Below are 23868 nucleotides of genomic sequence, written 5' to 3'. Positions count from 1 at the left end.
GAACAAACACAGTGGACGCGAGCAACTGAGGACAAGCCCTCGGCCTATTAGTACCAGTCAACTCCACCCGTTACCGGGCTTCCATATCTGGCCTATCAACCCAGTCGTCTACTGGGAGCCTTACCCTCTCAAGGAGGTGGGAGCACTCATCTCGAAGCAGGCTTCCCGCTTAGATGCTTTCAGCGGTTATCCCTCCCGAACGTAGCCAACCAGCCATGCCCTTGGCAGGACAACTGGCACACCAGAGGTTCGTCCGTCCCGGTCCTCTCGTACTAGGGACAGCCCTTCTCAATACTCCTACGCGCACAGCGGATAGGGACCGAACTGTCTCACGACGTTCTAAACCCAGCTCGCGTACCGCTTTAATGGGCGAACAGCCCAACCCTTGGGACCGACTCCAGCCCCAGGATGCGACGAGCCGACATCGAGGTGCCAAACCATCCCGTCGATATGGACTCTTGGGGAAGATCAGCCTGTTATCCCCGGGGTACCTTTTATCCGTTGAGCGACGGCGCTTCCACAAGCCACCGCCGGATCACTAGTCCCGACTTTCGTCCCTGCTCGACCCGTCAGTCTCACAGTCAAGCTCCCTTGTGCACTTACACTCAACACCTGATTGCCAACCAGGCTGAGGGAACCTTTGGGCGCCTCCGTTACCCTTTGGGAGGCAACCGCCCCAGTTAAACTACCCACCAGACACTGTCCCTGATCCGGATCACGGACCCAGGTTAGACATCCAGCACGACCAGAGTGGTATTTCAACAATGACTCCACCATGACTGGCGTCACGGCTTCACAGTCTCCCACCTATCCTACACAAGCCGAACCGAACACCAATATCAAGCTATAGTAAAGGTCCCGGGGTCTTTCCGTCCTGCTGCGCGAAACGAGCATCTTTACTCGTAGTGCAATTTCACCGGGCCTATGGTTGAGACAGTCGAGAAGTCGTTACGCCATTCGTGCAGGTCGGAACTTACCCGACAAGGAATTTCGCTACCTTAGGATGGTTATAGTTACCACCGCCGTTTACTGGCGCTTAAGTTCTCAGCTTCGCCTGGTCGAAACCAAGCTAACCGGTCCCCTTAACGTTCCAGCACCGGGCAGGCGTCAGTCCGTATACATCGCCTTACGGCTTCGCACGGACCTGTGTTTTTAGTAAACAGTCGCTTCTCGCTGGTCTCTGCGGCCACCACCAGCTCAGAGGGAAAACCTCATCACCAGCAATGGCCCCCCTTCTCCCGAAGTTACGGGGGCATTTTGCCGAGTTCCTTAACCATAGTTCACCCGAACGCCTCGGTATTCTCTACCTGACCACCTGAGTCGGTTTAGGGTACGGGCCGCCATGAAACTCGCTAGAGGCTTTTCTCGACAGCATAGGATCATCCACTTCACCACAATCGGCTCGGCATCAGGTCTCACCCTTCAACGTGCGACGGATTTGCCTACCGCACGGGCTACACCCTTACCCCGGGACAACCACCGCCCGGGCTGGACTACCTTCCTGCGTCACCCCATCACTCACCTACTACAAGTCTGGTTCGTCGGCTCCACCACTCCCCTACGCTCCGAAGAGCTCAGGGCGGCTTCACGGACTTAGCATCGCCTGATTCGATGTTTGGCGCTTCAAAGCGGGTACCGGAATATCAACCGGTTGTCCATCGACTACGCCTGTCGGCCTCGCCTTAGGTCCCGACTTACCCTGGGCAGATCAGCTTGACCCAGGAACCCTTAGTCAATCGGCGCACACGTTTCTCACGTGTGAATCGCTACTCATGCCTGCATTCTCACTCGTGAACCGTCCACAACTCGTTTCCACGGCTGCTTCACCCGGCACACGACGCTCCCCTACCCATCACGATCCCCGTTGGGGGTCATATCGCAATGACACGACTTCGGCGGTGTGCTTGAGCCCCGCTACATTGTCGGCGCGGAATCACTTGACCAGTGAGCTATTACGCACTCTTTCAAGGGTGGCTGCTTCTAAGCCAACCTCCTGGTTGTCTCTGCGACTCCACATCCTTTCCCACTTAGCACACGCTTAGGGGCCTTAGTCGATGCTCTGGGCTGTTTCCCTCTCGACCATGGAGCTTATCCCCCACAGTCTCACTGCCGCGCTCTCACTTACCGGCATTCGGAGTTTGGCTAAGGTCAGTAACCCGGTAGGGCCCATCGCCTATCCAGTGCTCTACCTCCGGCAAGAAACACACGACGCTGCACCTAAATGCATTTCGGGGAGAACCAGCTATCACGGAGTTTGATTGGCCTTTCACCCCTAACCACAGGTCATCCCCCAGGTTTTCAACCCTGGTGGGTTCGGTCCTCCACGAAGTCTTACCTCCGCTTCAACCTGCCCATGGCTAGATCACTCCGCTTCGGGTCTTGAGCATGCTACTGAAGTCGCCCTCTTCGGACTCGCTTTCGCTACGGCTTCCCCACACGGGTTAACCTCGCAACATACCGCAAACTCGCAGGCTCATTCTTCAAAAGGCACGCAGTCACGACATACAGCAAGCTGTATGCGACGCTCCCACGGCTTGTAGGCACACGGTTTCAGGTACTATTTCACTCCGCTCCCGCGGTACTTTTCACCATTCCCTCACGGTACTATCCGCTATCGGTCACCAGGGAATATTTAGGCTTAACGGGTGGTCCCGCCAGATTCACACGGGATTTCTCGGGCCCCGTGCTACTTGGGTGTCTCTCCAACGAGCCGCTGATGTTTCGGCTACGGGGGTCTTACCCTCTACGCCGGACCTTTCGCATGTCCTTCGCCTACATCAACGGTTTCTGACTCGTCCCACAGCCGGCAGACTGCAGAAAAGAGATCCCACAACCCCGCACTGGCAACCCCTGCCGGGTATCACACCAATACGGTTTGGCCTCATCCGGTTTCGCTCGCCACTACTCCCGGAATCACGGTTGTTTTCTCTTCCTGCGGGTACTGAGATGTTTCACTTCCCCGCGTTCCCTCCACACTGCCTATGTGTTCAGCAGCGGGTGACAGCCCATGACGACTGCCGGGTTTCCCCATTCGGAAACCCCCGGATCAAAGCCTGGTTGACGACTCCCCGGGGACTATCGCGGCCTCCCACGTCCTTCATCGGTTCCTGGTGCCAAGGCATCCACCGTGCGCCCTTAAAAACTTGGCCACAGATGCTCGCGTCCACTGTGCAGTTCTCAAGCAACGACCAGCCACCCGTCACACACCACACTTGGCGGTGCTACACCGGGGCCGGCGTTTGAAGGACAGCCTCACGGCCGTGCCCTCAGACACCCAACAGCGTGCCCGACACATCCAGCCGATCCTCACGTTCCACGCCGAAGCAGTACTAGTGGTCTCGAAACCGAGTGTGCCGAGTAGTCAACGTTCCACCCATGAGCAACCAGCATCAGACGTTCGCTGATGTTCTGGCCTCTGAACCAGCCCCGAAGGACCGGCTTAGAAGTGCTCCTTAGAAAGGAGGTGATCCAGCCGCACCTTCCGGTACGGCTACCTTGTTACGACTTCGTCCCAATCGCCAGTCCCACCTTCGACGATTCCCTCCCACAAGGGGTTGGGCCACCGGCTTCGGGTGTTACCGACTTTCGTGACGTGACGGGCGGTGTGTACAAGGCCCGGGAACGTATTCACCGCAGCAATGCTGATCTGCGATTACTAGCGACTCCGACTTCATGGGGTCGAGTTGCAGACCCCAATCCGAACTGAGACCGGCTTTTTGAGATTCGCTCCACCTCGCGGTATCGCAGCTCATTGTACCGGCCATTGTAGCACGTGTGCAGCCCAAGACATAAGGGGCATGATGACTTGACGTCGTCCCCACCTTCCTCCGAGTTGACCCCGGCAGTCTCCTGTGAGTCCCCATCACCCCGAAGGGCATGCTGGCAACACAGAACAAGGGTTGCGCTCGTTGCGGGACTTAACCCAACATCTCACGACACGAGCTGACGACAGCCATGCACCACCTGTACACCGACCACAAGGGGGCGCCTGTCTCCAGACGTTTCCGGTGTATGTCAAGCCTTGGTAAGGTTCTTCGCGTTGCGTCGAATTAAGCCACATGCTCCGCCGCTTGTGCGGGCCCCCGTCAATTCCTTTGAGTTTTAGCCTTGCGGCCGTACTCCCCAGGCGGGGAACTTAATGCGTTAGCTGCGGCACGGACGACGTGGAATGTCGCCCACACCTAGTTCCCAACGTTTACGGCGTGGACTACCAGGGTATCTAATCCTGTTCGCTCCCCACGCTTTCGCTCCTCAGCGTCAGTATCGGCCCAGAGATCCGCCTTCGCCACCGGTGTTCCTCCTGATATCTGCGCATTTCACCGCTACACCAGGAATTCCGATCTCCCCTACCGAACTCTAGCCTGCCCGTATCGAATGCAGACCCGGGGTTAAGCCCCGGGCTTTCACATCCGACGCGACAAGCCGCCTACGAGCTCTTTACGCCCAATAATTCCGGACAACGCTTGCGCCCTACGTATTACCGCGGCTGCTGGCACGTAGTTAGCCGGCGCTTCTTCTGCAGGTACCGTCACTTGCGCTTCTTCCCTGCTGAAAGAGGTTTACAACCCGAAGGCCGTCATCCCTCACGCGGCGTCGCTGCATCAGGCTTGCGCCCATTGTGCAATATTCCCCACTGCTGCCTCCCGTAGGAGTCTGGGCCGTGTCTCAGTCCCAGTGTGGCCGGTCGCCCTCTCAGGCCGGCTACCCGTCGTCGCCTTGGTAGGCCATTACCCCACCAACAAGCTGATAGGCCGCGGGCTCATCCTGCACCGCCGGAGCTTTCCACACGGAGACCATGCGATCCCGTGTCGTATCCGGTATTAGACCCCGTTTCCAGGGCTTGTCCCAGAGTGCAGGGCAGATTGCCCACGTGTTACTCACCCGTTCGCCACTAATCCACCACCGAAGCGGCTTCATCGTTCGACTTGCATGTGTTAAGCACGCCGCCAGCGTTCGTCCTGAGCCAGGATCAAACTCTCCGTGAATGCTTCCCCGTGATCGGGGCGAACACCACGAGAGCGGAACAGATCGGAGGAATAGTCCGATCCGTTCACAGCGTCCTCGCTGTGTTGCCTCCCAAACTTGGGAGGACTTTCAAAGGAACCTCGTCCCAGCGGAGTTGCTGGAGACGGGGTATCAACATATCTGGCGTTGACTTTTGGCACGCTGTTGAGTTCTCAAGGAACGGACGCTTCCTTTGTACTCACCCTCTCGGGCTTTCCTCCGGGCGCTTCCCTTCGGTCTTGCGTTTCCGACTCTATCAGATCCTCGCGGCTCCGATTTTCGCCGGTGCGTTTCGGCCTTTCGGCTTCTTCGCGGTTCCAACTTTACCAGATCCGATTTCGTTCCGTTTCCGGTCCGAATTTGTTTCCGGTGGCCTTTGGAAGGGCCTTGCCTTTCGGCTGGTCCGACTTTATCAGATTGCTCTGGGCCGGATTTCCGTCCCCTTGCGGGTCCGGTCGCCCTGCGGTCCCGTGGACGCATAGGCGTTCCCGGTTCCCCTCAGGCGGAGCCGTAAACGTACTGGAGCGGGGCTCCTGGATGCAAATCCGGGCGCCCCGCTCCGCACACGCTTCCGACGGGTCGTCAGACCTCCACGACGACCGGCAGGATCATCGGCCGGCGGCGGTAGTTGTCGGACACCCACTTGCCCACACAGCGGCGCACGAGCTGCTGCACCTGGTGCGGCTCCATGACGCCGTCCTGGGCCGACTTGGCCAGTGCCTCGTCGATCTTCGGCAGGACGCCGTCGAAGTCGGCGTCGTCGATGCCGGAACCGCGGGCCTGGATGTGCGGCCCACCGGTGATCTTGCCCGTGGTGCTGTCGACCACGACGAAGACGGAGATGATGCCCTCGTCCCCGAGGATGCGGCGGTCCTTCAGGGCGCTCTCGGTGACGTCGCCGACGGAGAGGCCGTCGACGTACACGTATCCCGCCTGGACCTTGCCGGTGATCCGCGCGACGCCGTCGACCAGGTCGACGACCACCCCGTCCTCGGCGATGACGATGTGGTCCTTGGGTACGCCCGTGAGCGCGCCCAGCTCGGCGTTGGCGCGCAGGTGGCGCCATTCGCCGTGCACCGGCATGAGGTTCTTCGGCTTGCAGATGTTGTAGAAGTACAGCAGCTCGCCCGCCGAGGCATGACCCGAGACGTGCACCTTGGCGTTGCCCTTGTGGACAACGTTGGCACCCCATCGGGTGAGCCCGTTGATCACGCGGTAGACGGCGTTCTCGTTGCCCGGGATGAGCGAGGACGCCAGGATCACCGTGTCGCCCGGGACGATCCGGATCTGGTGATCGCGGTTGGCCATCCGGGAGAGGGCCGCCATCGGCTCGCCCTGCGAGCCCGTGCAGACGAGCACGATCTCGTCGTCCGGCAGGTCGTCGAGGGTCTTGACGTCCACGACGAGGCCGGCGGGAACGTTCAGGTAACCCAGCTCGCGGGCGATGCCCATGTTGCGGACCATCGAGCGGCCGACGAAGGCGACGCGGCGCCCGTACTCGTGGGCGGCGTCGCAGATCTGCTGGATGCGGTGCACGTGGCTGGCGAAGCTGGCCACGATGATGCGCTTCTGGGCGGTCGCGAAGACCTGGCGCAGCACGTTGGAGATGTCGCGCTCGGGCGGCACGAAGCCGGGGACCTCGGCGTTCGTGGAGTCCGACAGGAGGAGGTCGATGCCCTCCTCACCGAGCTTGGCGAACGTGGGGAGGTCGGTGAGCCGGCGGTCCAGCGGGAGCTGGTCCATCTTGAAGTCACCCGTGTGGACGACCATGCCGGCGGGGGTCCGGATGGCGACCGCGAGGGCGTCCGGGATGGAGTGGTTGACCGCGACGAATTCGCAGTCGAAGGGGCCGACGCGCTCGCGGTGTCCCTCGACGACCTCCAGCGTGTACGGCCGGATGCGGTGCTCCTGGAGCTTGGCCTCGATCAGGGCGAGGGTCAGCTTGGAGCCGATCAGCGGGATGTCGGGCTTTTCGCGCAGCAGGTAGGGGACGGCGCCGATGTGGTCCTCGTGCCCGTGGGTGAGCACGATGCCCTCGATGTCGTCGAGGCGGTCCCTGATGGACGAGAAGTCCGGCAGGATCAGGTCGATTCCGGGCTGCTCCTCCTCGGGGAAGAGCACTCCGCAGTCGACGATCAGCAGCCGGCCGCCGTACTCGAAGACGGTCATGTTGCGGCCGATCTCGCCGAGGCCGCCCAGCGGGGTGACGCGCAGGCCGCCCTCGGGGAGCTTCGGCGGCGCGCCGAGTTCGGGATGCGGATGACTCAAAAGACTCTCCTCACCACACGCGCCACGGGCCCATGAGGCACGTGGCGCGCATGACATTCGTGCACTTGCTGTTGTGGCTGTGGTGTTCGTCTTCAGCTGTGACGACCGCCTGGGTCGCGCGAGCCGTATTCAGTTGTGAAGTCTGGTGTTACAGGTGTACCCCGCCGGCGGCGAGATCGACCTTGAGCTGCTCGGTCTCCTCGGGCGAGAGGTCGACCAGCGGCAGCCGGAGCGGGCCGCCGGGGATGCCCTGGAGGTTGAGCGCGGCCTTGGTCGTGATGACGCCCTGGGTGCGGAACATGCCGGTGAAGACCGGCAGCAGCTTCTGGTGGATCTCCTTCGCCTTCGTGACGTCGCCGGTCACGTGGGCTTCGAGGAGGGCGCGCAGCTCGGGGGTGACGACGTGGCCGACGACCGAGACGAAGCCGATGGCGCCGACCGAGAGCAGCGGGAGGTTCAGCATGTCGTCGCCGCTGTACCAGGCGAGGCCGGAGCGGGCGATGGCCCAGCTGGCGCGGCCGAGGTCGCCCTTGGCGTCCTTGTTCGCGACGATGCGGGGATGCTCGGCCAGCCGGACCAGGGTCTCGGTGTTGATCGGTACGCCGCTGCGCCCCGGAATGTCGTACAGCATGACCGGCAGGTCGGTGGCGTCGGCGATCGCCGAGAAGTGCCGGAAGAGACCTTCCTGCGGCGGCTTGCTGTAGTACGGCGTCACGGCGAGGAGGCCGTGCGCGCCGGCGTCCTGGGCGGCGCGGGCCAGCTCCAGGCTGTGCCGGGTGTCGTTCGTGCCGGCTCCGGCGACCACGAATGCGCGGTCTCCCACCGCATCGACCACGGCCCGTACCAGCTGGGCTTTCTCCGCATCACTGGTGGTCGGGGACTCTCCGGTGGTGCCGTTGACGACGAGGCCGTCGTTGCCGGCGTCCACCAGGTGGGCGGCGAGCTGCTGCGCGCCGTCGAGGTCGAGAGCGCCATCCGCCGTGAAAGGCGTGACCATGGCGGTCAGTACCCGCCCGAAGGGGGTCTGCGGTGTGGAAGTCGGAGCCATGGGTCCCACGCTACTCGTAGCTCACCGCTGGTTGCTCCCCTGGGGAGGGCGGGATGTGGACCCGGCACTGCCTGCTCGGGGGTTCAGGCAGTGCCGGATCCGTGTGTTCAGCGTAGAGGAATTTCTCAAAACGCCGCAATACGGACACCTTCCCGCGAGGCCCTCCGCCGGGTCGCGGAGATCTCCGTCGCGCGGCTTACGGAGCGACCCGCCCGTTGGCGTTGAAGGCGGCGTACGTGAGCGGCATGAGCTTGGCCCAGTGGGCCTCCATCTGCTCGCCGACCATCTCGATCTCGCGCTGCGGGAAGGACGGCACCTTCGCCTGCTCGTGCTGGGTACGCAGGCCCAGGAAGTGCATCAGGGAGCGGGCGTTGCAGGTGGCGTACATGGAGGAGAAGAGGCCGACGGGGAGGACCGAACGGGCGACCTCGCGAGCCACACCGGCCGCCAGCATCTCCTGGTACGCCTCGTACGCCTGGCGGTAGGAGTCCTCCATCACCCGGGTGGTGAGCTCGTGCTGCGCCTCGGTGCCCTCGACGAACTCGTACTTGCCCGGGCGGCCCTGCTGGACGAGCTTGCGGTCGGTCGCGGGGACGTAGAAGACCGGCTCCAGCTGCCGGTACCGGCCGGACTCCTCGTTGTACGACCAGCCCACGCGGTGCCGCATGAACTCGCGGAACACGAAGATCGGGGCGCTGATGAAGAAGGTCATGCTGTTGTGCTCGAACGGGCTGCCGTGCCGGTCGCGCATCAGGTAGTTGATCAGACCCTTGGAGCGCTCAGGGTCCTTCTGCAGCTCCTCCAGGGACTGCTCACCTGCGGTGGAGACCCGCGCGGCCCACAGGACGTCGCTGTCGCCGGCGGCGTGCTTGACCAGCTCGACCGTCACCTCGCTCCGGAATGCGGGGGCTGCGCTCTCGGCGCTCTCGGCGGGGGTGTGGGACACCGGCGGTTCCTTCCGTTCATACATCGTGCTGCGGCGGGCACCCGTCCGACTGCTGCAGTGCTCATGCCGCTCATCGCTCGGGCGCGCCAAGCCTACGGCCCGGCGCTGACAAGCCCGGAAATCCGGCGTGATGTGGCGCGATGCGACAAAAGGGACCCCCCGGTGCGCACCGCACGCACGGCAGTTGATATTTTTCACAGAAGTCACGGAAAACGGGCACTCTCCGAGTGCCAGTGACGTTGAACCATGTGACACTGCCCACTTCGAGGTTCCTAGGAGAGCCCGCTCATGTTCCGCCGGCGAGAGCCCGTCCCGTTCGCCTTTGTCGCCGAGGCAGACCGGTTCCGCAGCAATGTCACTCCCCCGCCGCGTCAGCGGGCGAGCCGTTCGCAGATCTTCGGCCGCACGCTGCTGGGTCTCACCGTCGTCGCCGGTCTGACCGGCTCCCTGCTGTTCGGCGTGCCCGCCCTGCAGCAGGACACGGCAGGCGGCCCGGGCACCCATCAGTCCGAGGCCGCGCACGGCCGCTGAGCCGGGTGCGCGTTGCGCCGTTCGGGCGGGCAGCCCGGCGGACCGGCGCAGGACTGGTTCCGGCCGTCCTGGTGCCGCTAGCCTCACCGGTCACAGCTTTCGACCGTGTGCCCGTGCGTGACGCGGGCCGTGAGTGAGGATCCGCCGTGCCCCTGCCCTTTCTGACGGCCGACCGCGACCTCGACGGGGAAGCCGGAGACCCGGCTCCCCTTCCGTACGACGAGCGTGACCACTGGCGCCGTCCCTACCGCCCCGGACCGTGGCGGGTGGGGACGGCGGCGGTGTTTCTGCTGCTGGCTTCCTTCGTCCTGCTGTCCGCGCTGATCATCGGGCTGGCCGGGGCGCCGGTCGGTGCCGTGGTCTGCCTCGCGCTGGCGGTGGTGCTCATCGCGTTCGCGGTGCGGCTGCTGCGGGCCGGCGTCTGGGTGAGCGCCGCGGGGCTGCGCCAGGTGCGGCTGGTACGGACGACGACGCTCCCGTGGAGCGCGGTCACCTCGGTCCGTACGGTGCAGCAGCCGGTGCGCTGGCTGGGTCTGCCGCGCACGGTCCAGGGGCAGGCGCTGCTGATCGGTGGCCCGGGCGACGGTGAGCCGCGCACCCTCTTCACCGACCACGACGGCGACTTCATGACCCGGACCGGGGCGTTCAACCGCGCGGCGGACACGGTGACCGCGTGGGCGGCGGAGCACCGCGGCTGAGAAGCGGCCGGGCGGCTCACGGCCGCGCAAGAGCATGCGTACGGGGACGGGGCGCGAGCCGGAAAGCTCGCGCCCCGTCCCCGTACCGCCGCGTCCGTCCGTACCGCGGCGCAGGCCCGTCGTACGTGCGCTTCAGGCCGCCCGTACCGGCTTCCCGTCGTGCAGCGCGATCGCCCGCTGCATGGCCTTGCGGGCCCGCGGGGTGTCCCGCGCGTCGTGGTAGGCGATCGCCAGCCGGAACCACGCCCGCCAGTCCTCCGGCGCGGCCTCGGCCTCGGCCCGCCGCCTCTGGAAGACCTCGTCGGCGGCGTCCCGGTCGATCCGGCCGCTCGGCGTCCGCTGCAGCTCGTCGACGGGCAGCCCGCCCTCGGCCGCCAGCTCCTTCGCCAGCAGTCCGGCCTTCCGGGCGAACTGGGTGGTGTGCCAGAGGAACCACACCCCGATCAGCGGCAGCACCAGGACGGCGATCCCGAAGGCGACCGTGATCGGGGTGCCCTGCCGGATGAGCAGCACGCCGCGGTCGCCGACCAGGAAGAAGTAGACGACCAGGACCGCCGCGAGGACGAAGTAAGTGATCTTTGCGCGCACTGTACGTACTGCCCTACTGACTGCCGGCCGTCAGGCCAGATCGAGGAAGTTCTCCAGGCCCATGGTGAGCCCCGGAGTGTCCACCACGCGCCGCGCGCCGAGCAGGATGCCCGGCATGAAGCTGGAGTGGTGCAGCGAGTCGTGCCGGATGGTCAGGGTCTCGCCCTCGCCGCCCAGCAGCACCTCCTGGTGCGCCAGCAGCCCGCGCAGCCGTACGGAGTGCACGGGAACGCCGGCGACGTCAGCACCGCGGGCGCCGTCCAGGGCTGTCGCGGTGGCGTCCGGCGCCGGCGCGCAGCCGGCCTTCTCGCGCGCTTCGGCGATCAGCTGTGCCGTGCGGGCCGCGGTACCCGAAGGCGCGTCGGCCTTGTTCGGGTGGTGCAGCTCGACGACCTCGACGGACTCGAAGAAGCGGGCCGCCTGCTGGGCGAACTGCATGGTCAGCACGGCACCGATCGAGAAGTTCGGCGCGATGAGCACGCCGGTACGCGGCGAGGCGTCCAGCCAGGACCGCAGCTGCGCGAGGCGCTCGTCGGTCCAGCCGGTGGTGCCGACCACGCCGTGGATGCCGTTGCGTACGCAGAACTCGAGGTTCTCCATGACGGCGTCGGGGTTGGTCAGCTCGACGGCGACCTGGGCACCGGCCTCGACCAGCGTGTCCAGCTCGTCACCGCGGCCCAGCGCCGCCACCAGCTCCATGTCCTCGGCAGCCTCGACCGCCTTGACGGCCTCGGAGCCGATCCGGCCCCTGGCGCCGATCACAGCCACGCGCAGCTTGCTCATCGTCCTTGCTTCCTTCACGGTTTGTGGCGCGGTCCGGGGACCGCCGGATGCGATCAGGCGACCGCTTCGTGCAGCCGGGCGGCCTGCCGGTCCTTCAGCGGGCCGATGACGGACAGCGAAGGACGCTGCCCCAGTACATCGCGTGCGACCTCGCGCACGTCGTCCGGGGTCACGGCCGCCATCCGGGCGAGCATGTCGTCCACGGACATCTGGTCGCCCCAGCACAGCTCGCTCTTGCCGATGCGGTTCATCAGGGCGCCGGTGTCCTCCAGGCCGAGGACCGTGGAGCCGCGCAGCTGCCCGATGGCCCGCTCGACCTCGTCGTCCGCCAGTCCGTGCTCGGCGACCTCGTCCAGCTGGTCCCGGCAGATCTTCAGCACGTCGTGCACCTGGCTCGGACGGCAGCCCGCGTACACCCCGAAGAGCCCGCAGTCCGCGTAGCCCGACGTGTACGAGTACACGCTGTAGGCCAGGCCGCGCTTCTCCCGTACCTCCTGGAAGAGGCGGGAGCTCATGCCGCCGCCGAGCGCGGTGTTCAGTACGCCCATGGCCCAGCGCCGCTCGTCGGTGCGCGGCATGCCGGGCATGCCGAGGATGACGTGCGCCTGCTCGGTCTTCCGGCCGAGCATCTCCACCTGGCCCGCCGTGCGGATCGTCCGCGTACCGCCGCGGGGGGCCATCGGCACCGCGTCCGTACGGTCGAGCGCGCCGGCCTTCTCGAAGGCGCGGCGGACCTGGCGGACGACCTTGGCGTGGTCGACGTTGCCGGCCGCGGTGACGACCAGCCGGGTCGGGTCGTAGTGCTTCTTGTAGAAGCGGCGTATCCGGCTCGAATTCAGCGCGTTGACGGTGTCGACCGTGCCCAGCACGGGGCGGCCCAGCGGGCTGTCCCCGAGCATCGTGTGCGCGAAGAGGTCGTGCACGCAGTCACCCGGATCGTCGTCCGTCATGGCGATCTCTTCGAGGATCGCCCCGCGCTCGACGTCGACGTCCTCCTCACGGATCAGCGACCCGGTGAGCATGTCGCAGACCACGTCGATGGCCAGCGGCAGGTCGGTGTCGAGCACCCGCGCGTAGTAGCAGGTGTACTCCTTCGCGGTGAAGGCGTTCATCTCGCCGCCGACCGCGTCGATCGCGGCGGAGATGTCCAGCGCGCTGCGCCGCTCGGTGCCCTTGAAGAGCAGGTGCTCCAGGTAGTGGGTGGCGCCGTTCAGCGCCGGAGTCTCGTCCCGGGAGCCGACGTTCGCCCAGATACCGAAGGTCACCGACCGTACGGACGGCAGGGTCTCGGTGACGACGCGCAGGCCGCCGGGGAGGACGGTCCTGCGGACCGTGCCCGCGCCGCCCTCGCCCTTGAGAAGCGTTTGGGTACGGGCGACGGCCCGCCCCTCCGAAGAGGTGCGGGCCGTCGTCCGGGAAGTACGGGACGTCACTTGGCGGCGTCGTCCTTCTTCTCCTCGTCGCCTTCCTCGCCCTCGATCACGGGGATCAGGGAGAGCTTGCCGCGCTGGTCGATCTCTGCGATCTCGACCTGCACCTTGGCGCCGACCGCGAGCACGTCCTCGACGTTCTCCACGCGCTTGCCACCGGCGAGCTTGCGGATCTGCGAGATGTGCAGCAGCCCGTCCTTGCCCGGGAGCAGCGAGACGAACGCACCGAAGGTGGTGGTCTTCACGACCGTACCCAGGTAACGCTCGCCGACCTCCGGCATGGTCGGGTTGGCGATGCCGTTGATCGTCGTACGGGCGGCCTCGGCGGCCGGGCCGTCGGCGGCACCGATGTAGATGGTGCCGTCGTCCTCGATCGTGATGTCGGCGCCGGTGTCCTCCTGGATCTGGTTGATCATCTTGCCCTTGGGGCCGATGACCTCACCGATCTTGTCCACCGGGATCTTGACGGTGATGATGCGCGGCGCGTTCGGGGACATCTCGTCCGGAACGTCGATCGCCTCGTTCATCACGTCCAGGATGTGCAGACGCGCGTCGCGGGCCTGCTTCAGCGCGGCGGCCAGCACCGAGGCGGGGATGCCGTCGAGCTTGGTGTCGAGCTGCAGCGCGGTCACGAACTGCTTCGTACCGGCGACCTTGAAGTCCATGTCACCGAACGCGTCCTCCGCACCGAGGATGTCGGTGAGGGTGACGTAGTGCGTCTCGCCGTCGATCTCCTGCGAGATCAGACCCATGGCGATACCGGCGACCGGGGCCTTCAGCGGCACACCGGCGTTCAGCAGCGACATGGTCGAGGCGCAGACGGAGCCCATCGAGGTCGAACCGTTGGAGCCGAGGGCCTCGGACACCTGACGGATCGCGTACGGGAACTCCTCGCGGGTCGGCAGCACGGGCACGATCGCCCGCTCGGCCAGCGCGCCGTGGCCGATCTCGCGGCGCTTCGGCGAACCGACGCGGCCGGTCTCACCGGTGGAGTACGGCGGGAAGTTGTAGTTGTGCATGTAGCGCTTGCGCGTCACCGGCGACAGCGTGTCCAGCTGCTGCTCCATGCGGAGCATGTTCAGCGTGGTGACACCCAGGATCTGGGTCTCGCCGCGCTCGAACAGCGCGGAGCCGTGCACGCGCGGGATGGCCTCGACCTCCGCGGCGAGCGTACGGATGTCGGTCACGCCGCGACCGTCGATCCGCTTCTTCTCCCGGATGACACGCTCGCGGACCAGGCTCTTGGTCAGCGAACGGTACGCGGCGGAGATCTCCTTCTCGCGGCCCTCGAACTCCGGCAGCAGCTTCTCGGCGGCCAGCGCCTTGACGCGGTCCAGCTCGCTCTCGCGCTCCTGCTTGCCGGCGATGGTCAGCGCCTGGGCCAGCTCACCCTTGACGGCCTTGGTCAGCGCCTCCAGGACGTCGTCCTGGTAGTCCAGGAAGATCGGGAACTCACCGGTCGGCTTGGCGGCCTTGGCGGCGAGGTCCGACTGGGCCTTGCACAGCACCTTGATGAAGGGCTTCGCGGCCTCCAGACCGGCGGCCACGACCTCCTCGGTCGGGGCCTCGGCGCCGCCCTTGATCAGCTGAATGGTCTTCTCGGTGGCCTCGGCCTCGACCATCATGATCGCGACGTCACCGTCGGGCAGGACACGGCCGGCGACGACCATGTCGAAGACGGCGTCCTCGAGCTCGGTGTGGGTCGGGAAGGCGACCCACTGCCCGTTGATCAGCGCGACGCGCGTGCCGCCGATCGGACCCGAGAAGGGCAGACCCGCCAGCTGCGTCGAGCAGGAAGCAGCATTGATGGCCACCACGTCGTACAGGTGGTCGGGGTTGAGCGCCATGATCGTCTCGACGATCTGGATCTCGTTCCGCAGGCCCTTCTTGAAGGAGGGGCGCAGCGGCCGGTCGATCAGGCGGCAGGTGAGGATCGCGTCCTCGGAGGGCCGGCCCTCACGACGGAAGAACGAGCCGGGGATCTTCCCGGCCGAGTACATGCGCTCCTCGACGTCGACGGTCAGCGGGAAGAAGTCCAGCTGGTCCTTCGGGTTCTTGGAAGCGGTGGTGGCCGACAGCACCATGGTGTCGTCGTCCAGGTACGCGACGGCGGAGCCGGCGGCCTGCTTGGCCAGGCGGCCCGTCTCGAAGCGGATGGTGCGGGTGCCGAAGGAGCCGTTGTCGATGACGGCCTCGGCGTAGTGGGTCTCGTTCTCCACCAGGAATATCTCCTCGTCTGCGTCCGCTGCCCGTCTGGCAGGGGACCGTCTGCGACCCGCTGCCCGTGCGGCAGCGGATCATCGGTGGTGGAGCGCCTGCTGCGGGCCGGTCTTCGATCGAAGCACCCGGTGCGTGGCCCGGAGGCCTTGCGCGTCACCGGAGGCCACTACCGAGGACCGGCGGCTGATGGGCGCCCCACCTCTTTCGCTGTGTTGCGTTGTCTGCACGGCGCGCCGGTCGGTGGTGAGCGCGGCGCGCCGGCCACGGCGCTGTCGTTGCTGCGCCGTCGGTATGGCGTTGTGGGACCAGACTACAAAGCTTCTGTCCACCAGGGGGGTGGCAAAGCCGTCCGGTGTGTGATGCGGGGTGCATCTGAGCACTTCCCCGCGCGTACGGCAAAGGGAGCGGCTCCCGGCCCCGGGAACCGCTCCCTCCACGACGTCTTACTTGGCGCCCGCCGCACCACGGCGGATGCCGAGGCGCTCCACCAGCTGGCGGAAGCGGGTGATGTCCTTCTTCGCCAGGTACTGCAGCAGGCGGCGGCGCTGGCCGACCAGCAGCAGCAGACCACGGCGGGAGTGGTGGTCGTGCTTGTGCGTCTTGAGGTGCTCGGTCAGGTCCGAGATGCGGCGGGAGAGCAGCGCGACCTGGACCTCGGGGGAACCGGTGTCACCCTCCTTGGTGGCGAACTCGGCCATGATCTGCTTCTTCGTAGCGGCGTCGAGCGACACGCGGTACTCCTTGGGATTCCTCTGAGCCCCACCGAGCGCCTCTGGTCTGCTTCACAGAGGAGCTTCGATTACTCGGCTGGGCGTAGCCAGGGTAGCAGGAGGCGAGGAGTGCCCGTGACGGGGCGTAGCGGACCAGCGCCCTCCCGGGCCCGGCCACGTCAGAAGACGGGCATGGCGGTGAGGGTACCTGCTTGGAGGAGGAAGAGGCGGTTGCCGGCGGTGGCCATCTGCCAGCGTCCGGCCGTCCCCGGCGTGTACAGCCACGCCTGGCTCCCGTTATCCGCCCTGACCACCGATATCCCTTGGGCGCCGGTGCTGTCGACCGCCGTCCACACAGCGTTCCGCTGGATCACGGGAGCGTCGGTGAGCGGGTCGTTGTCGTCGTCCTTCCAGTAAGGCGCGGTCCACCCGTCGCCACCGTCCGTGTGCCGGCGCTGCACCTCACCACCGACCGTCACGTACAGGGCGGAGCCGCTCGCGGCCGGCGCGCCCCAGGCTTCCCCGGCAGGCGGTTTCCTCGACCACTGCTCGTCGCCATCGGTGAGCCGGAGGGCCCGCAGGGTACGCCCGCCCAGGTAGACGGTCCCGTCGTGCACGGCGGGGGCCAGGGCGTGTGCGGCCTGCCCCGGCTCGCGCCACACCGCGCGCCCGGTGGCGGTGTCGAGGGCGGTCACATCGCCGTGCGGGCCGGACAGTACGAGACGGCTGTCCTTACCCGCCACGGCGCGCCCTGGCGCCTTCGTCGTCATCCGGCCCGGTGCCGGCACGGTCCACCGAGCTGACCGCGACTCCGTCGACACGGCCCGTAGCCGGCCGTCCTCCGTCAGGACGTACACGGCTTCCGGGTCCGAGGCGAGCAGCACCGCCGCTCCTACGCGGGCCCGCCAGCGCTCCTTGCCGTCGGTGGCGCCCAGCGCGCGGAGCACGCCGTCACCGTCGGCCGCCAGGACCGTGTCGCCGGTCTTCAGGCACCCCCGGGCGGCCTCGACACCCGAAGCCGTCCACCGCTGCCGGCCGGTGCGCACGTCGTACGCCACCAGGCCGCCCTTCGTCGCTCCGGTCACGACCACGTCACCGACGGGCAGCGGTCCGGGTGAGTCCGGGGCCGTGGCAGCGGCTCCGGGCTTGGTCCACAGCGGTTCCGGTGCCACGCCCGGCCGGTACGTGGACAGCGGGGCGGCCGCCCACGACGCGGCGTCCGCCGACTCGTCCCTGCTCAGCCACCAGGCGACCGTGCCGCCGCCCACGGCGAGGACCGCGCCGCCGGCCGCCAGCGCTCCGATGAAACGGCGCCGGCCGGGGTGCCGTACGTCCACGGCCCCGGGCACAGTAGCCAGCTTCCTGGCCGCGGCCTCCCGCTCGGCGATGTCCGCGGCCAGCGCCCCCGTCGTCCAGCTGCGCTCCGCCCGCTGCGGCGGCGCGAGGTGGCTCGCCACCTGGTGCGGCAGCGGCCGCAGGCCCGGCTCCTTGGCCAGGCACGGCTCGACGATGGCGCGTATACCGGGCGGGACGGTGTCGAGGTGCGGTGTGCCGTGCACGACCTCGTACTGCACGGCGGCGACGTGAGCGGCGTCGAAGGCGGGGCGCCCGCTCGACGCGTACGCGAGGACCGCACCGAGCGCGAAGACGTCGGCGGGCGGTCCGGTGCGCCGGCCCAGCACCTGCTCGGGCGGGGCGTATCCCGGCGTGGCGGGGGCCTGCCCGGTGCTGGTGAGCGTGAGCCCGTGCTCGGGGCGGGCGATGCCGAAGTCGATGATGCGGGGGCCGTCAGAGGTGAGCACGATGTTGGGCGGCTTCAGGTCACGGTGCACCAGCCCGGCCGCGTGCACATCGGCGAGCGTGCGGGCGAGCGACGCGCCCAGGCCACGTACACCGTCCTCGTCGAGCGGTCCGTGCCGGCCGACGGCGTCGGAGAGGGTCGGTCCGGCGAGGAATTCCGTCGCGATCCACAACTGCCCGGTGCCGGTCTCCATGTCCAGTACCCGGGCGACGCCCGGACTGCGCACTGCCCGGGCGGCCGAGGCCTCGCGCAGGAACCGCTGGGCCATGTGCGGATCATGGGCCAGCTCCCGGCGCAGCACCTTGACCGCGGCCCGGCGCCCCTCCCTGTCCCGGCCGAGGTACACCTGGCCCATACCGCCGGCGCCCAGTACGGCGAGCAGCCGGTACGGGCCGAGACGCAGCGGATCGCCGCTGCCGAGAGGTCTCACGGGGACTGGTCCTTTCAATGTTCGAAACGGGGTAGGTGGTGCCTCGGCGCTTCATTCCAGCGGGATCGCGCACACGACGCCGCCACGGTGGGAAATGAGCCGTCCTTCCCAGCTGAGGAAGTCGGAGACGTACCACCCGTTGCCGTTCGGCCCCTGGAAGCTCCAGGCGGCGGTGTGGGACCGCCGGTCCACCGCGTGAGCCCAGACGTTGTCCATCTCGGGCGCGGTGTAGATGTACTTCTTGCCGACGACGGGCCGCACTGCGTAGGTCGGGGGCGCCGCGCCCCTCTCCTCCCACAGCAGCTTGCCCGTGTCGAGGTCGATGGCGAGCAGTCGCTTGCCCATCTCGCACACGTACACAACGCCGTCGTGGATCGTCGGGTCTCCGTAGTAGCGGTCGTCCTTCTCGACGTCCTTTCCCGGGGAGCGCCCCTCGCCGAAGCGCCAGGCGACCTTTCCGTCGGACAGCCGCAGCGCCACCAGTTCGCCGGAGCCGAACACCGCGAGCCGGTCGGAGAGCGCCGGCACGCCCGGCTCGACGCATTCCGATGTGGTGCGAGGGGCCGGCAGCGCACGGCTCCACAGCTTCTTGCCGGTCCGTGCGTCGCGTGCGGTCGCGGTGGCCGGAAGAGTGAGCACGACGTGGCTCCCGGTGGCCGAGGCGAACGCGTCGTCGTCGAGGCCGTAGGTGTTCGGGCCGGCGACCTCTCGCTGCCATTGCTTCCGGCCCGTGGCGAGGTCGAGACCGATGACGAACCAGTGGTCCTTCGTCTTCGAGTACAGGCCACCGCACGTCAGCAAGTAGAGCATGCGCCCATGCCGCGCGAGGAACTTGGTGTCAGTGATGTCCATGTCACGGAAGGTGGCGAGGGTGGTGTCGGCATTGCCTGTCGTGAGGTTCACCGATGCGACGCCGACCGAGTAGTCATCGGCCGTCACCGCGACGTACAGCCGCTTCCCGTCGCCGACGAGTTGCTGGTTGTAACTGTTCACGAGATCGTGGTTGGTCCAGCGTTCCTCTCCGGTCTTCACGTCCAGAGCCGTCAGCCCGTTACCGCTCGAGACCGCGACGAGGGATCCCGCAGCCGCCAGGGGGACGTCCTGCTCCTCGCCCGGGCGGTAGTCCCACGCCATGCGCGGCGGCTCTCCAGGAGACCGGGTGGAGCGCTCGGCAGCCGTTGCGGACTCGCCGGGCGAGGCGGAGCTGCTCAGCCAGGCCCAGCCGCCGCCTGCCGCGCCCAGCGCGAGCGCACCGCCGCCCGCCAGCGAGAGGATCTTCCGGCGCGAGGGCCGGGACGTCTCCCGCCGTGGAGAAGACGTCCCGGCATACGACGGGGCGGGCAGCCGCTGGGGCTGGATACGCCAGATCGCCGTGCCGCGCTGCGCGATGTCGGTCAGCACCGGGTCCGGCAGGTGATCGGCGAACTCGCCACCGCCGTCGTGCAGGAGACCCGCCAGTTCCACTACTCCGGGTCTGTGTGCCGCTTCCTTGGCGAGGCAGCGCTCCAGTACCGGGCGCAGGGTTTCCGGAAGGCCGTCGAGGTCGGGTTCGGAGTACCGCACTCGGTAGAGCAGCTCGGCGGCCGAGCCGCCACCGAACGGGCCGTGCCCGGTGGCGGCGAACAGCAGGACACCGGCGAGCGCGAACACATCACCGGCCGGCGGGTGTTCCTGGCCGGTGGCCTGCTCGGGGGACATGAAGGCGGGGGTGCCCACGGCGGCACCGGTACGCGTCAGCCGGTCGTCGCCCAGAGCGCGGGCGATACCGAAGTCGATGAGCTTGGGGCCTGCCGCGGTGAGCAGGATGTTGGAGGGCTTGAGATCGCGGTGGACGACGTCGGAACGGTGCAGCTGGCCGAGGGCCTGGCACAGCGCCGCGCCCAGGGCCCGTACGGAGTGCTCCGGCAGCGGTCCGCTGAGTGCCACCGCATCGTCCAGCGGCGGGCCGATGACGTACTCGGTGGCCAGCCAGGGGACTTCGGCCCACGGGTCGGCGTCCACCACCGTGGCGCCGTACCGTCCGCCGACGATCCGCGCGGTGTCCGCCTCCAGCTGGAATCTCGTGCGGAATTCGGGCTGGGCGGCGAACTCGGCGTGCACGGTCTTCAGGGCGACGACCCGGCCGCCGGCCGAGCGGCCGAGGTAGACGGTGCCCATACCGCCGCTGCCCAGGCGGGCGACCAGTTCGTACGCGCCGATACGCGCGGGATCGTCGTGCGCGAGAGGAGAAGCCATGGCGGATCAGTCCACTGGGAGGAGGTAGAGGGACGCGCGGTCGCGGATGAGCATGCAGCGCTTGCCCGTGACGATCTGCCGCCCGTCCCCGGCCAACCCGCGCTCGCCTTCCATGACATCGGCGAATCGCCACAGCAGCTTGCCGTTCCGGGCGTCCAGCACATCGACCGTCGCCTCGTTGTTGAGGAACACCGAGCGTCCCGAGGGGGTGATGCCGAGTCCCCTCATGACCATGGAGCCGGAGCTCATGCTGTTCGGGGCCGACCGCCACTTGCGCTTTCCTGTGGTGGCGTCGAGCGCGCAGACAACGGCTGAGTCAGTGGTGTAGACCGTACGGCCGTGGTCGTGCGCGATGCCGATGCCCTCGCCGTTCTTCGGCGCGTACGTCCACTCCACCTTTCCCGTGTCGATGTCGATCGAGCGGAGTGTCTCGCGGGAGGAGGAGAGCAGCCGTCCTCCGGAGGTGACGGCGTAGTTCATGCCGCTGTTCACCCCCTTGAACTCCTTCTTCCACTGAAGGCCGCCGTCGCTGCGGCGCAGCGAGAAGAACTTCACCGGGGGATTCGACACCCCGACCGCACCCTCCCGCGACAGCAGGAGACGGTCGGGGAGGATCGTGACCCCGCCGCCGAAACTCGTGGCGCCTTCGGCTTTCGCGGGCAGCGGCACGCGCCAGTCCTCCCGCCGCTCGGCCATGTCGTAAGCCACGAGGACCTCGGAGCTGTCGCCCGAAGTGGTGAACCAGAGCGTGCTGCCCTCGGCGCCTGCCAGCGAGAAGTCCTCGTACTTCTTGTCACGCCAGCGCACCTGTCCGGTGCGCGGCTCGACCGCGCAGAGATTGGAGGACGGGACGAGCACGAGCGCGCCGGGCATGAGCTGGAGTGCGTGCACGATGCGGCCCGTGCGATGGTCGCCTCGCTGGCCGCCCTGCACTCGCCCGACGACCTGGTCGTCGCGGTGGCCACCGGCGCGGAGGCCACGGGCCGGTGGGACTGGGTCAAGTGGCTGCCGCAGCGGTTCAGCTCGCCGCGGATGGAGTCACCCATGCGATCGACCAGGGTGAGGTCGTCCGCAAGGTTGGTGATGACCGCAGCGACGCCTCGACGACGCTGGTGAAGAAGGCCGGCACCAACCGCATCGGTCCCCTCCAGCTCCAGCAGTTGGTACTGATCGAGCTGGCGCTCGCCGTGGTGCTGATGACTGCCGCGGTGGACATGCTGCTGCTGGTGCCGGGGATCGTGGTGGCCGTGGCGCTGGTGCTGCTCGCGGTGTTGCGTCGGCGGCGGTTGTCGGTGCGGGACTGGCTGGCGACCGTGCTCGCGCTGCGGGCGCGGAGGAGTGCGGCCGTGCCGCTCGGTCAGGGGGCGGATCCGAGTCTGGCACCGGCTGCGGAAGCCGTCCCCGGGCTGCGGACGTACGGGTATCTCGATCGGGATCGGCGGACGGTCGGGATGGTCGGGGACGGGACGTTCCTCACGGCTGTGGTGCGGGTCGAGGCCAAGGGGAGCGCGTTGCGGCCCGCGGGTGGCGCACGGGCGCTGCCGTTGACGGTGCTGCACGACGCGCTCTACGTGGACGGGATCAAGCTCGAGTCCGTGCAGGTCGTGCAGCACGTGCAGCCGGCGCCCGCGCCGCACCTCCCGGAGCATGCGGTGGCCCGGCAGAGTTACGTGCCGCTGCAGCAGCAGACGGGGGCGCCGGCGCTGCGGCTGATGTGGGTGGCGTTGAAGTTCGATCCCGAGCTGTGCCGGGAGGCGGTCAAGGCCCGCGGCGGCGGGCTGACGGGCGCGCAGCGCTGCCTGACGCGCGCGACCGATCATCTGGCGAGCCGCCTCACGGGAGCCGGGTTCCTGGCCACCGTCCTGGACGAGCAGGAACTGATTGCGGCGCTGGCGACCTCGGCCTGTGCCAATCCGGTCGCGACCGCACGGGCGGGCCTGCCCGATGCCGCGCCGGCGCGGCGTACGCACGAGACCTCGCGGGTCTGGAGGTGCGACGACCGGCTGCACACGACGTACGGGGTCGGGCGTTGGCCCGAACTCGGCCGGTCGGCGACGCCGCTGCCGCGCCTGGTGTCGGTGTTGACGTCGGTGCCGACGCTGGCCTCGACGTTCAGCCTCACCGTGACGGCCGGTGACCGGAACGGGGCAGCCGGAATCAGCGGGCACGTACGACTGACCGGGCGCTCGGATGCCGAACTTTCCCGGGCCCGGCGCCAGTTGGAGGTGGCGGCGCGTGAGGCGAAGCTGGGGCTGGTCCGGCTGGACCGGGAGCAGCTGCCCGGTGCAGTGGCGACGCTGCCGCTGGGAGGTGCGCGCTGATGGCTTCGGCGACTTCGGCCCTGCGGGGCCTTTACGGTCGGCGTCGGGAGCGGCACGTGCTGCCGGTCGGTCATCTCGGGGCGCTGACGCTGCCGCTCGGGGACGACGGTCTGACGGTCGGGCACGACGCGGAGAACCGTCCGGCGGTGCTGGGTCTCTACCACCCCGCGCCGTTCGACGTGCTGCTCATCGGTGGGCTGTGGACGGCGCAGGCGCTTGCGCTGCGGGCGGCGGGTACGGGGGCGCGCGTCGCCGTCGAGACGGGGCGGCCACAGCTGTGGACGAACCTCGCGCACGCGGCGGGCGCGGGCCAGGAGTGTCTGACACTGCACGACGTGGGGCGGGTGCCGCCGATGGGTGCGACCGTCGGCAGCCCGGTACTGGTCGTACGGGACTGCGGTATGCGGCCACCGCGCGGGCGGGTCTCCTCGGCGCCGTGGCAGTCGGTCCTGACGCTGCTGCCGTACATGAGCCCGGTGGCGCCTCGATTGATGAACGCCGCGCATCTCGTCGGCCTCCAGCGGATCTCGCCCGATGAGGCCGCGCACGCGGCGCGCATTCTGGGGCTCTCGGAGACGGATGTGGCCGCGCTGCCGTCGATCGGCGACGGGGTCACCTTGTGGTGCGGTGACGATCAGACGCGGCAGTACGTGATGACGCAGCCGACGGAAGCGGAGAGAGGGCTGCTCGGCAATCCTCGGCGGGTTGACTGAGGCCGAGAGCTGCGCGGCGGAGCGGGACGACCACGGACCGAGAGGGCAACCGCGGACTGAGAGTCGATGCGGGAGGTCGGCCCAGGCGGCGAGCTGGTGGAGCCGGTGCCGGGGGGGCCGGTGAGGCCGGTCGGTGGGAGTC

At 67.6% G+C, this 23868-nt stretch carries 15 protein-coding genes and 2 rRNA genes; 4 read left to right on the top strand and 13 right to left on the bottom strand.

All coding sequences use genetic code 11. The features are described 5' to 3' along the window. Positions 1 to 27: 27 nt before the first annotated feature. From AAC944_RS26635 to thyX, 5 genes are all read right to left on the bottom strand, one after another. Positions 28 to 3149 (bottom strand): 23S ribosomal RNA (locus AAC944_RS26635). Positions 3150 to 3456: 307 nt separating this feature from the next. Further along, positions 3457 to 4985 (bottom strand): 16S ribosomal RNA (locus tag AAC944_RS26630). The 16S and 23S rRNA genes sit together here, the layout of an rRNA operon. 601 nt (positions 4986 to 5586) lie before the next feature. Continuing rightward, positions 5587 to 7272, bottom strand: coding sequence for a ribonuclease J (locus AAC944_RS26625; protein ID WP_030624878.1), 1686 nt, complete (start codon positions 7270 to 7272; stop codon positions 5587 to 5589). A 148-nt stretch (positions 7273 to 7420) separates the two neighbouring features. Continuing rightward, a complete protein-coding gene (gene dapA, locus AAC944_RS26620; protein ID WP_030624880.1) occupies positions 7421 to 8320 on the bottom strand; it encodes a 4-hydroxy-tetrahydrodipicolinate synthase in 900 nt (299 codons plus the stop codon). Positions 8321 to 8516: 196 nt separating this feature from the next. Beyond that, positions 8517 to 9266 (bottom strand): FAD-dependent thymidylate synthase, encoded by a 750-nt coding sequence (gene thyX / locus AAC944_RS26615; protein WP_030624882.1) that lies wholly within the window; start codon positions 9264 to 9266, stop codon positions 8517 to 8519. Positions 9267 to 9554: 288 nt separating this feature from the next. Between thyX and AAC944_RS26610 the strand changes: the two genes are divergently transcribed. Beyond that, complete coding sequence (locus AAC944_RS26610) at positions 9555 to 9797, top strand: hypothetical protein (protein ID WP_030624885.1); 243 nt, start codon at positions 9555 to 9557, stop codon at positions 9795 to 9797. Between the two features lie 146 nt (positions 9798 to 9943). Continuing rightward, on the top strand, positions 9944 to 10495 hold the full coding sequence (locus AAC944_RS26605) for an SCO5741 family PH domain-containing membrane protein (protein WP_030624887.1): 552 nt from the start codon (positions 9944 to 9946) through the stop codon (positions 10493 to 10495). 132 nt (positions 10496 to 10627) lie between these two features. Here AAC944_RS26605 and AAC944_RS26600 read toward each other — a convergent pair whose 3' ends face one another. The 8 genes from AAC944_RS26600 to AAC944_RS26565 all read right to left on the bottom strand — a co-directional run bounded on the left by AAC944_RS26600 (position 10628) and on the right by AAC944_RS26565 (position 21388). Beyond that, a complete protein-coding gene (locus AAC944_RS26600; RefSeq protein ID WP_030624890.1) occupies positions 10628 to 11083 on the bottom strand; it encodes a tetratricopeptide repeat protein in 456 nt (151 codons plus the stop codon). A 30-nt stretch (positions 11084 to 11113) separates the two neighbouring features. Next, a complete protein-coding gene (gene dapB / locus AAC944_RS26595; RefSeq protein WP_030624893.1) occupies positions 11114 to 11866 on the bottom strand; it encodes a 4-hydroxy-tetrahydrodipicolinate reductase in 753 nt (250 codons plus the stop codon). Positions 11867 to 11919: 53 nt separating this feature from the next. Continuing rightward, positions 11920 to 13299: a M16 family metallopeptidase gene (locus tag AAC944_RS26590; RefSeq protein WP_030624896.1), complete on the bottom strand. Its 1380-nt coding sequence runs from the start codon at positions 13297 to 13299 to the stop codon at positions 11920 to 11922. Beyond that, positions 13296 to 15515 carry a polyribonucleotide nucleotidyltransferase gene (locus AAC944_RS26585; RefSeq protein WP_030624899.1) on the bottom strand — a complete coding sequence of 740 codons (2220 nt, stop codon included), beginning with the start codon at positions 15513 to 15515 and terminating at the stop codon, positions 13296 to 13298. Before AAC944_RS26585 ends, AAC944_RS26590 begins: the two co-directional genes overlap by 4 nt. A 444-nt stretch (positions 15516 to 15959) precedes the next feature. Then, positions 15960 to 16247, bottom strand: a complete 288-nt coding sequence (gene rpsO / locus AAC944_RS26580; RefSeq protein ID WP_030624900.1) for a 30S ribosomal protein S15 — start codon at positions 16245 to 16247, stop codon at positions 15960 to 15962. A gap of 158 nt (positions 16248 to 16405) precedes the next feature. Continuing rightward, positions 16406 to 18457, bottom strand: a complete 2052-nt coding sequence (locus tag AAC944_RS26575) for a protein kinase domain-containing protein (RefSeq protein ID WP_030624903.1) — start codon at positions 18455 to 18457, stop codon at positions 16406 to 16408. Positions 18458 to 18508: 51 nt separating this feature from the next. After that, the gene (locus AAC944_RS26570; RefSeq protein WP_030624906.1) at positions 18509 to 20692 is read right to left on the bottom strand and encodes a protein kinase domain-containing protein; all 2184 of its coding nucleotides are present in this window, start codon (positions 20690 to 20692) and stop codon (positions 18509 to 18511) included. Between the two features lie 6 nt (positions 20693 to 20698). Next, positions 20699 to 21388, bottom strand: a complete 690-nt coding sequence (locus AAC944_RS26565; RefSeq protein ID WP_438272839.1) for an outer membrane protein assembly factor BamB family protein — start codon at positions 21386 to 21388, stop codon at positions 20699 to 20701. A 500-nt stretch (positions 21389 to 21888) separates the two neighbouring features. On the opposite strand from AAC944_RS26565, the gene eccE reads away from it, so the two are divergent. Further along, entirely contained in the window at positions 21889 to 23013 is a 1125-nt protein-coding gene (gene eccE / locus AAC944_RS26560) for a type VII secretion protein EccE (RefSeq protein ID WP_051872429.1), read from the top strand. After that, on the top strand, positions 23013 to 23726 hold the full coding sequence (locus AAC944_RS26555; RefSeq protein ID WP_030624918.1) for a hypothetical protein: 714 nt from the start codon (positions 23013 to 23015) through the stop codon (positions 23724 to 23726). Before eccE ends, AAC944_RS26555 begins: the two co-directional genes overlap by 1 nt. The last annotated feature ends 142 nt before the right edge of the window (positions 23727 to 23868 follow it).

The organism is Streptomyces sclerotialus, assembly GCF_040907265.1.
In the GTDB taxonomy this organism is placed as follows: domain Bacteria; phylum Actinomycetota; class Actinomycetes; order Streptomycetales; family Streptomycetaceae; genus Streptomyces; species Streptomyces sclerotialus.
The sequence above is the reverse complement of the archived record's forward strand: the minus strand, read 5'-3'. Positions and strand labels throughout refer to the sequence as shown.

Coding starts and splice junctions, on each gene's coding strand:
- AAC944_RS26570 (WP_030624906.1), bottom strand. CDS start 20,692: ATGGCTTCTCCTCTCGCGCACGACGATCCCGCGCGTATCGGCGCGTAC.
- AAC944_RS26555 (WP_030624918.1), top strand. CDS start 23,013: ATGGCTTCGGCGACTTCGGCCCTGCGGGGCCTTTACGGTCGGCGTCGG.
- eccE (WP_051872429.1), top strand. CDS start 21,889: ATGACTGCCGCGGTGGACATGCTGCTGCTGGTGCCGGGGATCGTGGTG.
- dapA (WP_030624880.1), bottom strand. CDS start 8,320: ATGGCTCCGACTTCCACACCGCAGACCCCCTTCGGGCGGGTACTGACC.
- dapB (WP_030624893.1), bottom strand. CDS start 11,866: ATGAGCAAGCTGCGCGTGGCTGTGATCGGCGCCAGGGGCCGGATCGGC.
- AAC944_RS26565 (WP_438272839.1), bottom strand. CDS start 21,388: ATGGCCGAGCGGCGGGAGGACTGGCGCGTGCCGCTGCCCGCGAAAGCC.
- AAC944_RS26610 (WP_030624885.1), top strand. CDS start 9,555: ATGTTCCGCCGGCGAGAGCCCGTCCCGTTCGCCTTTGTCGCCGAGGCA.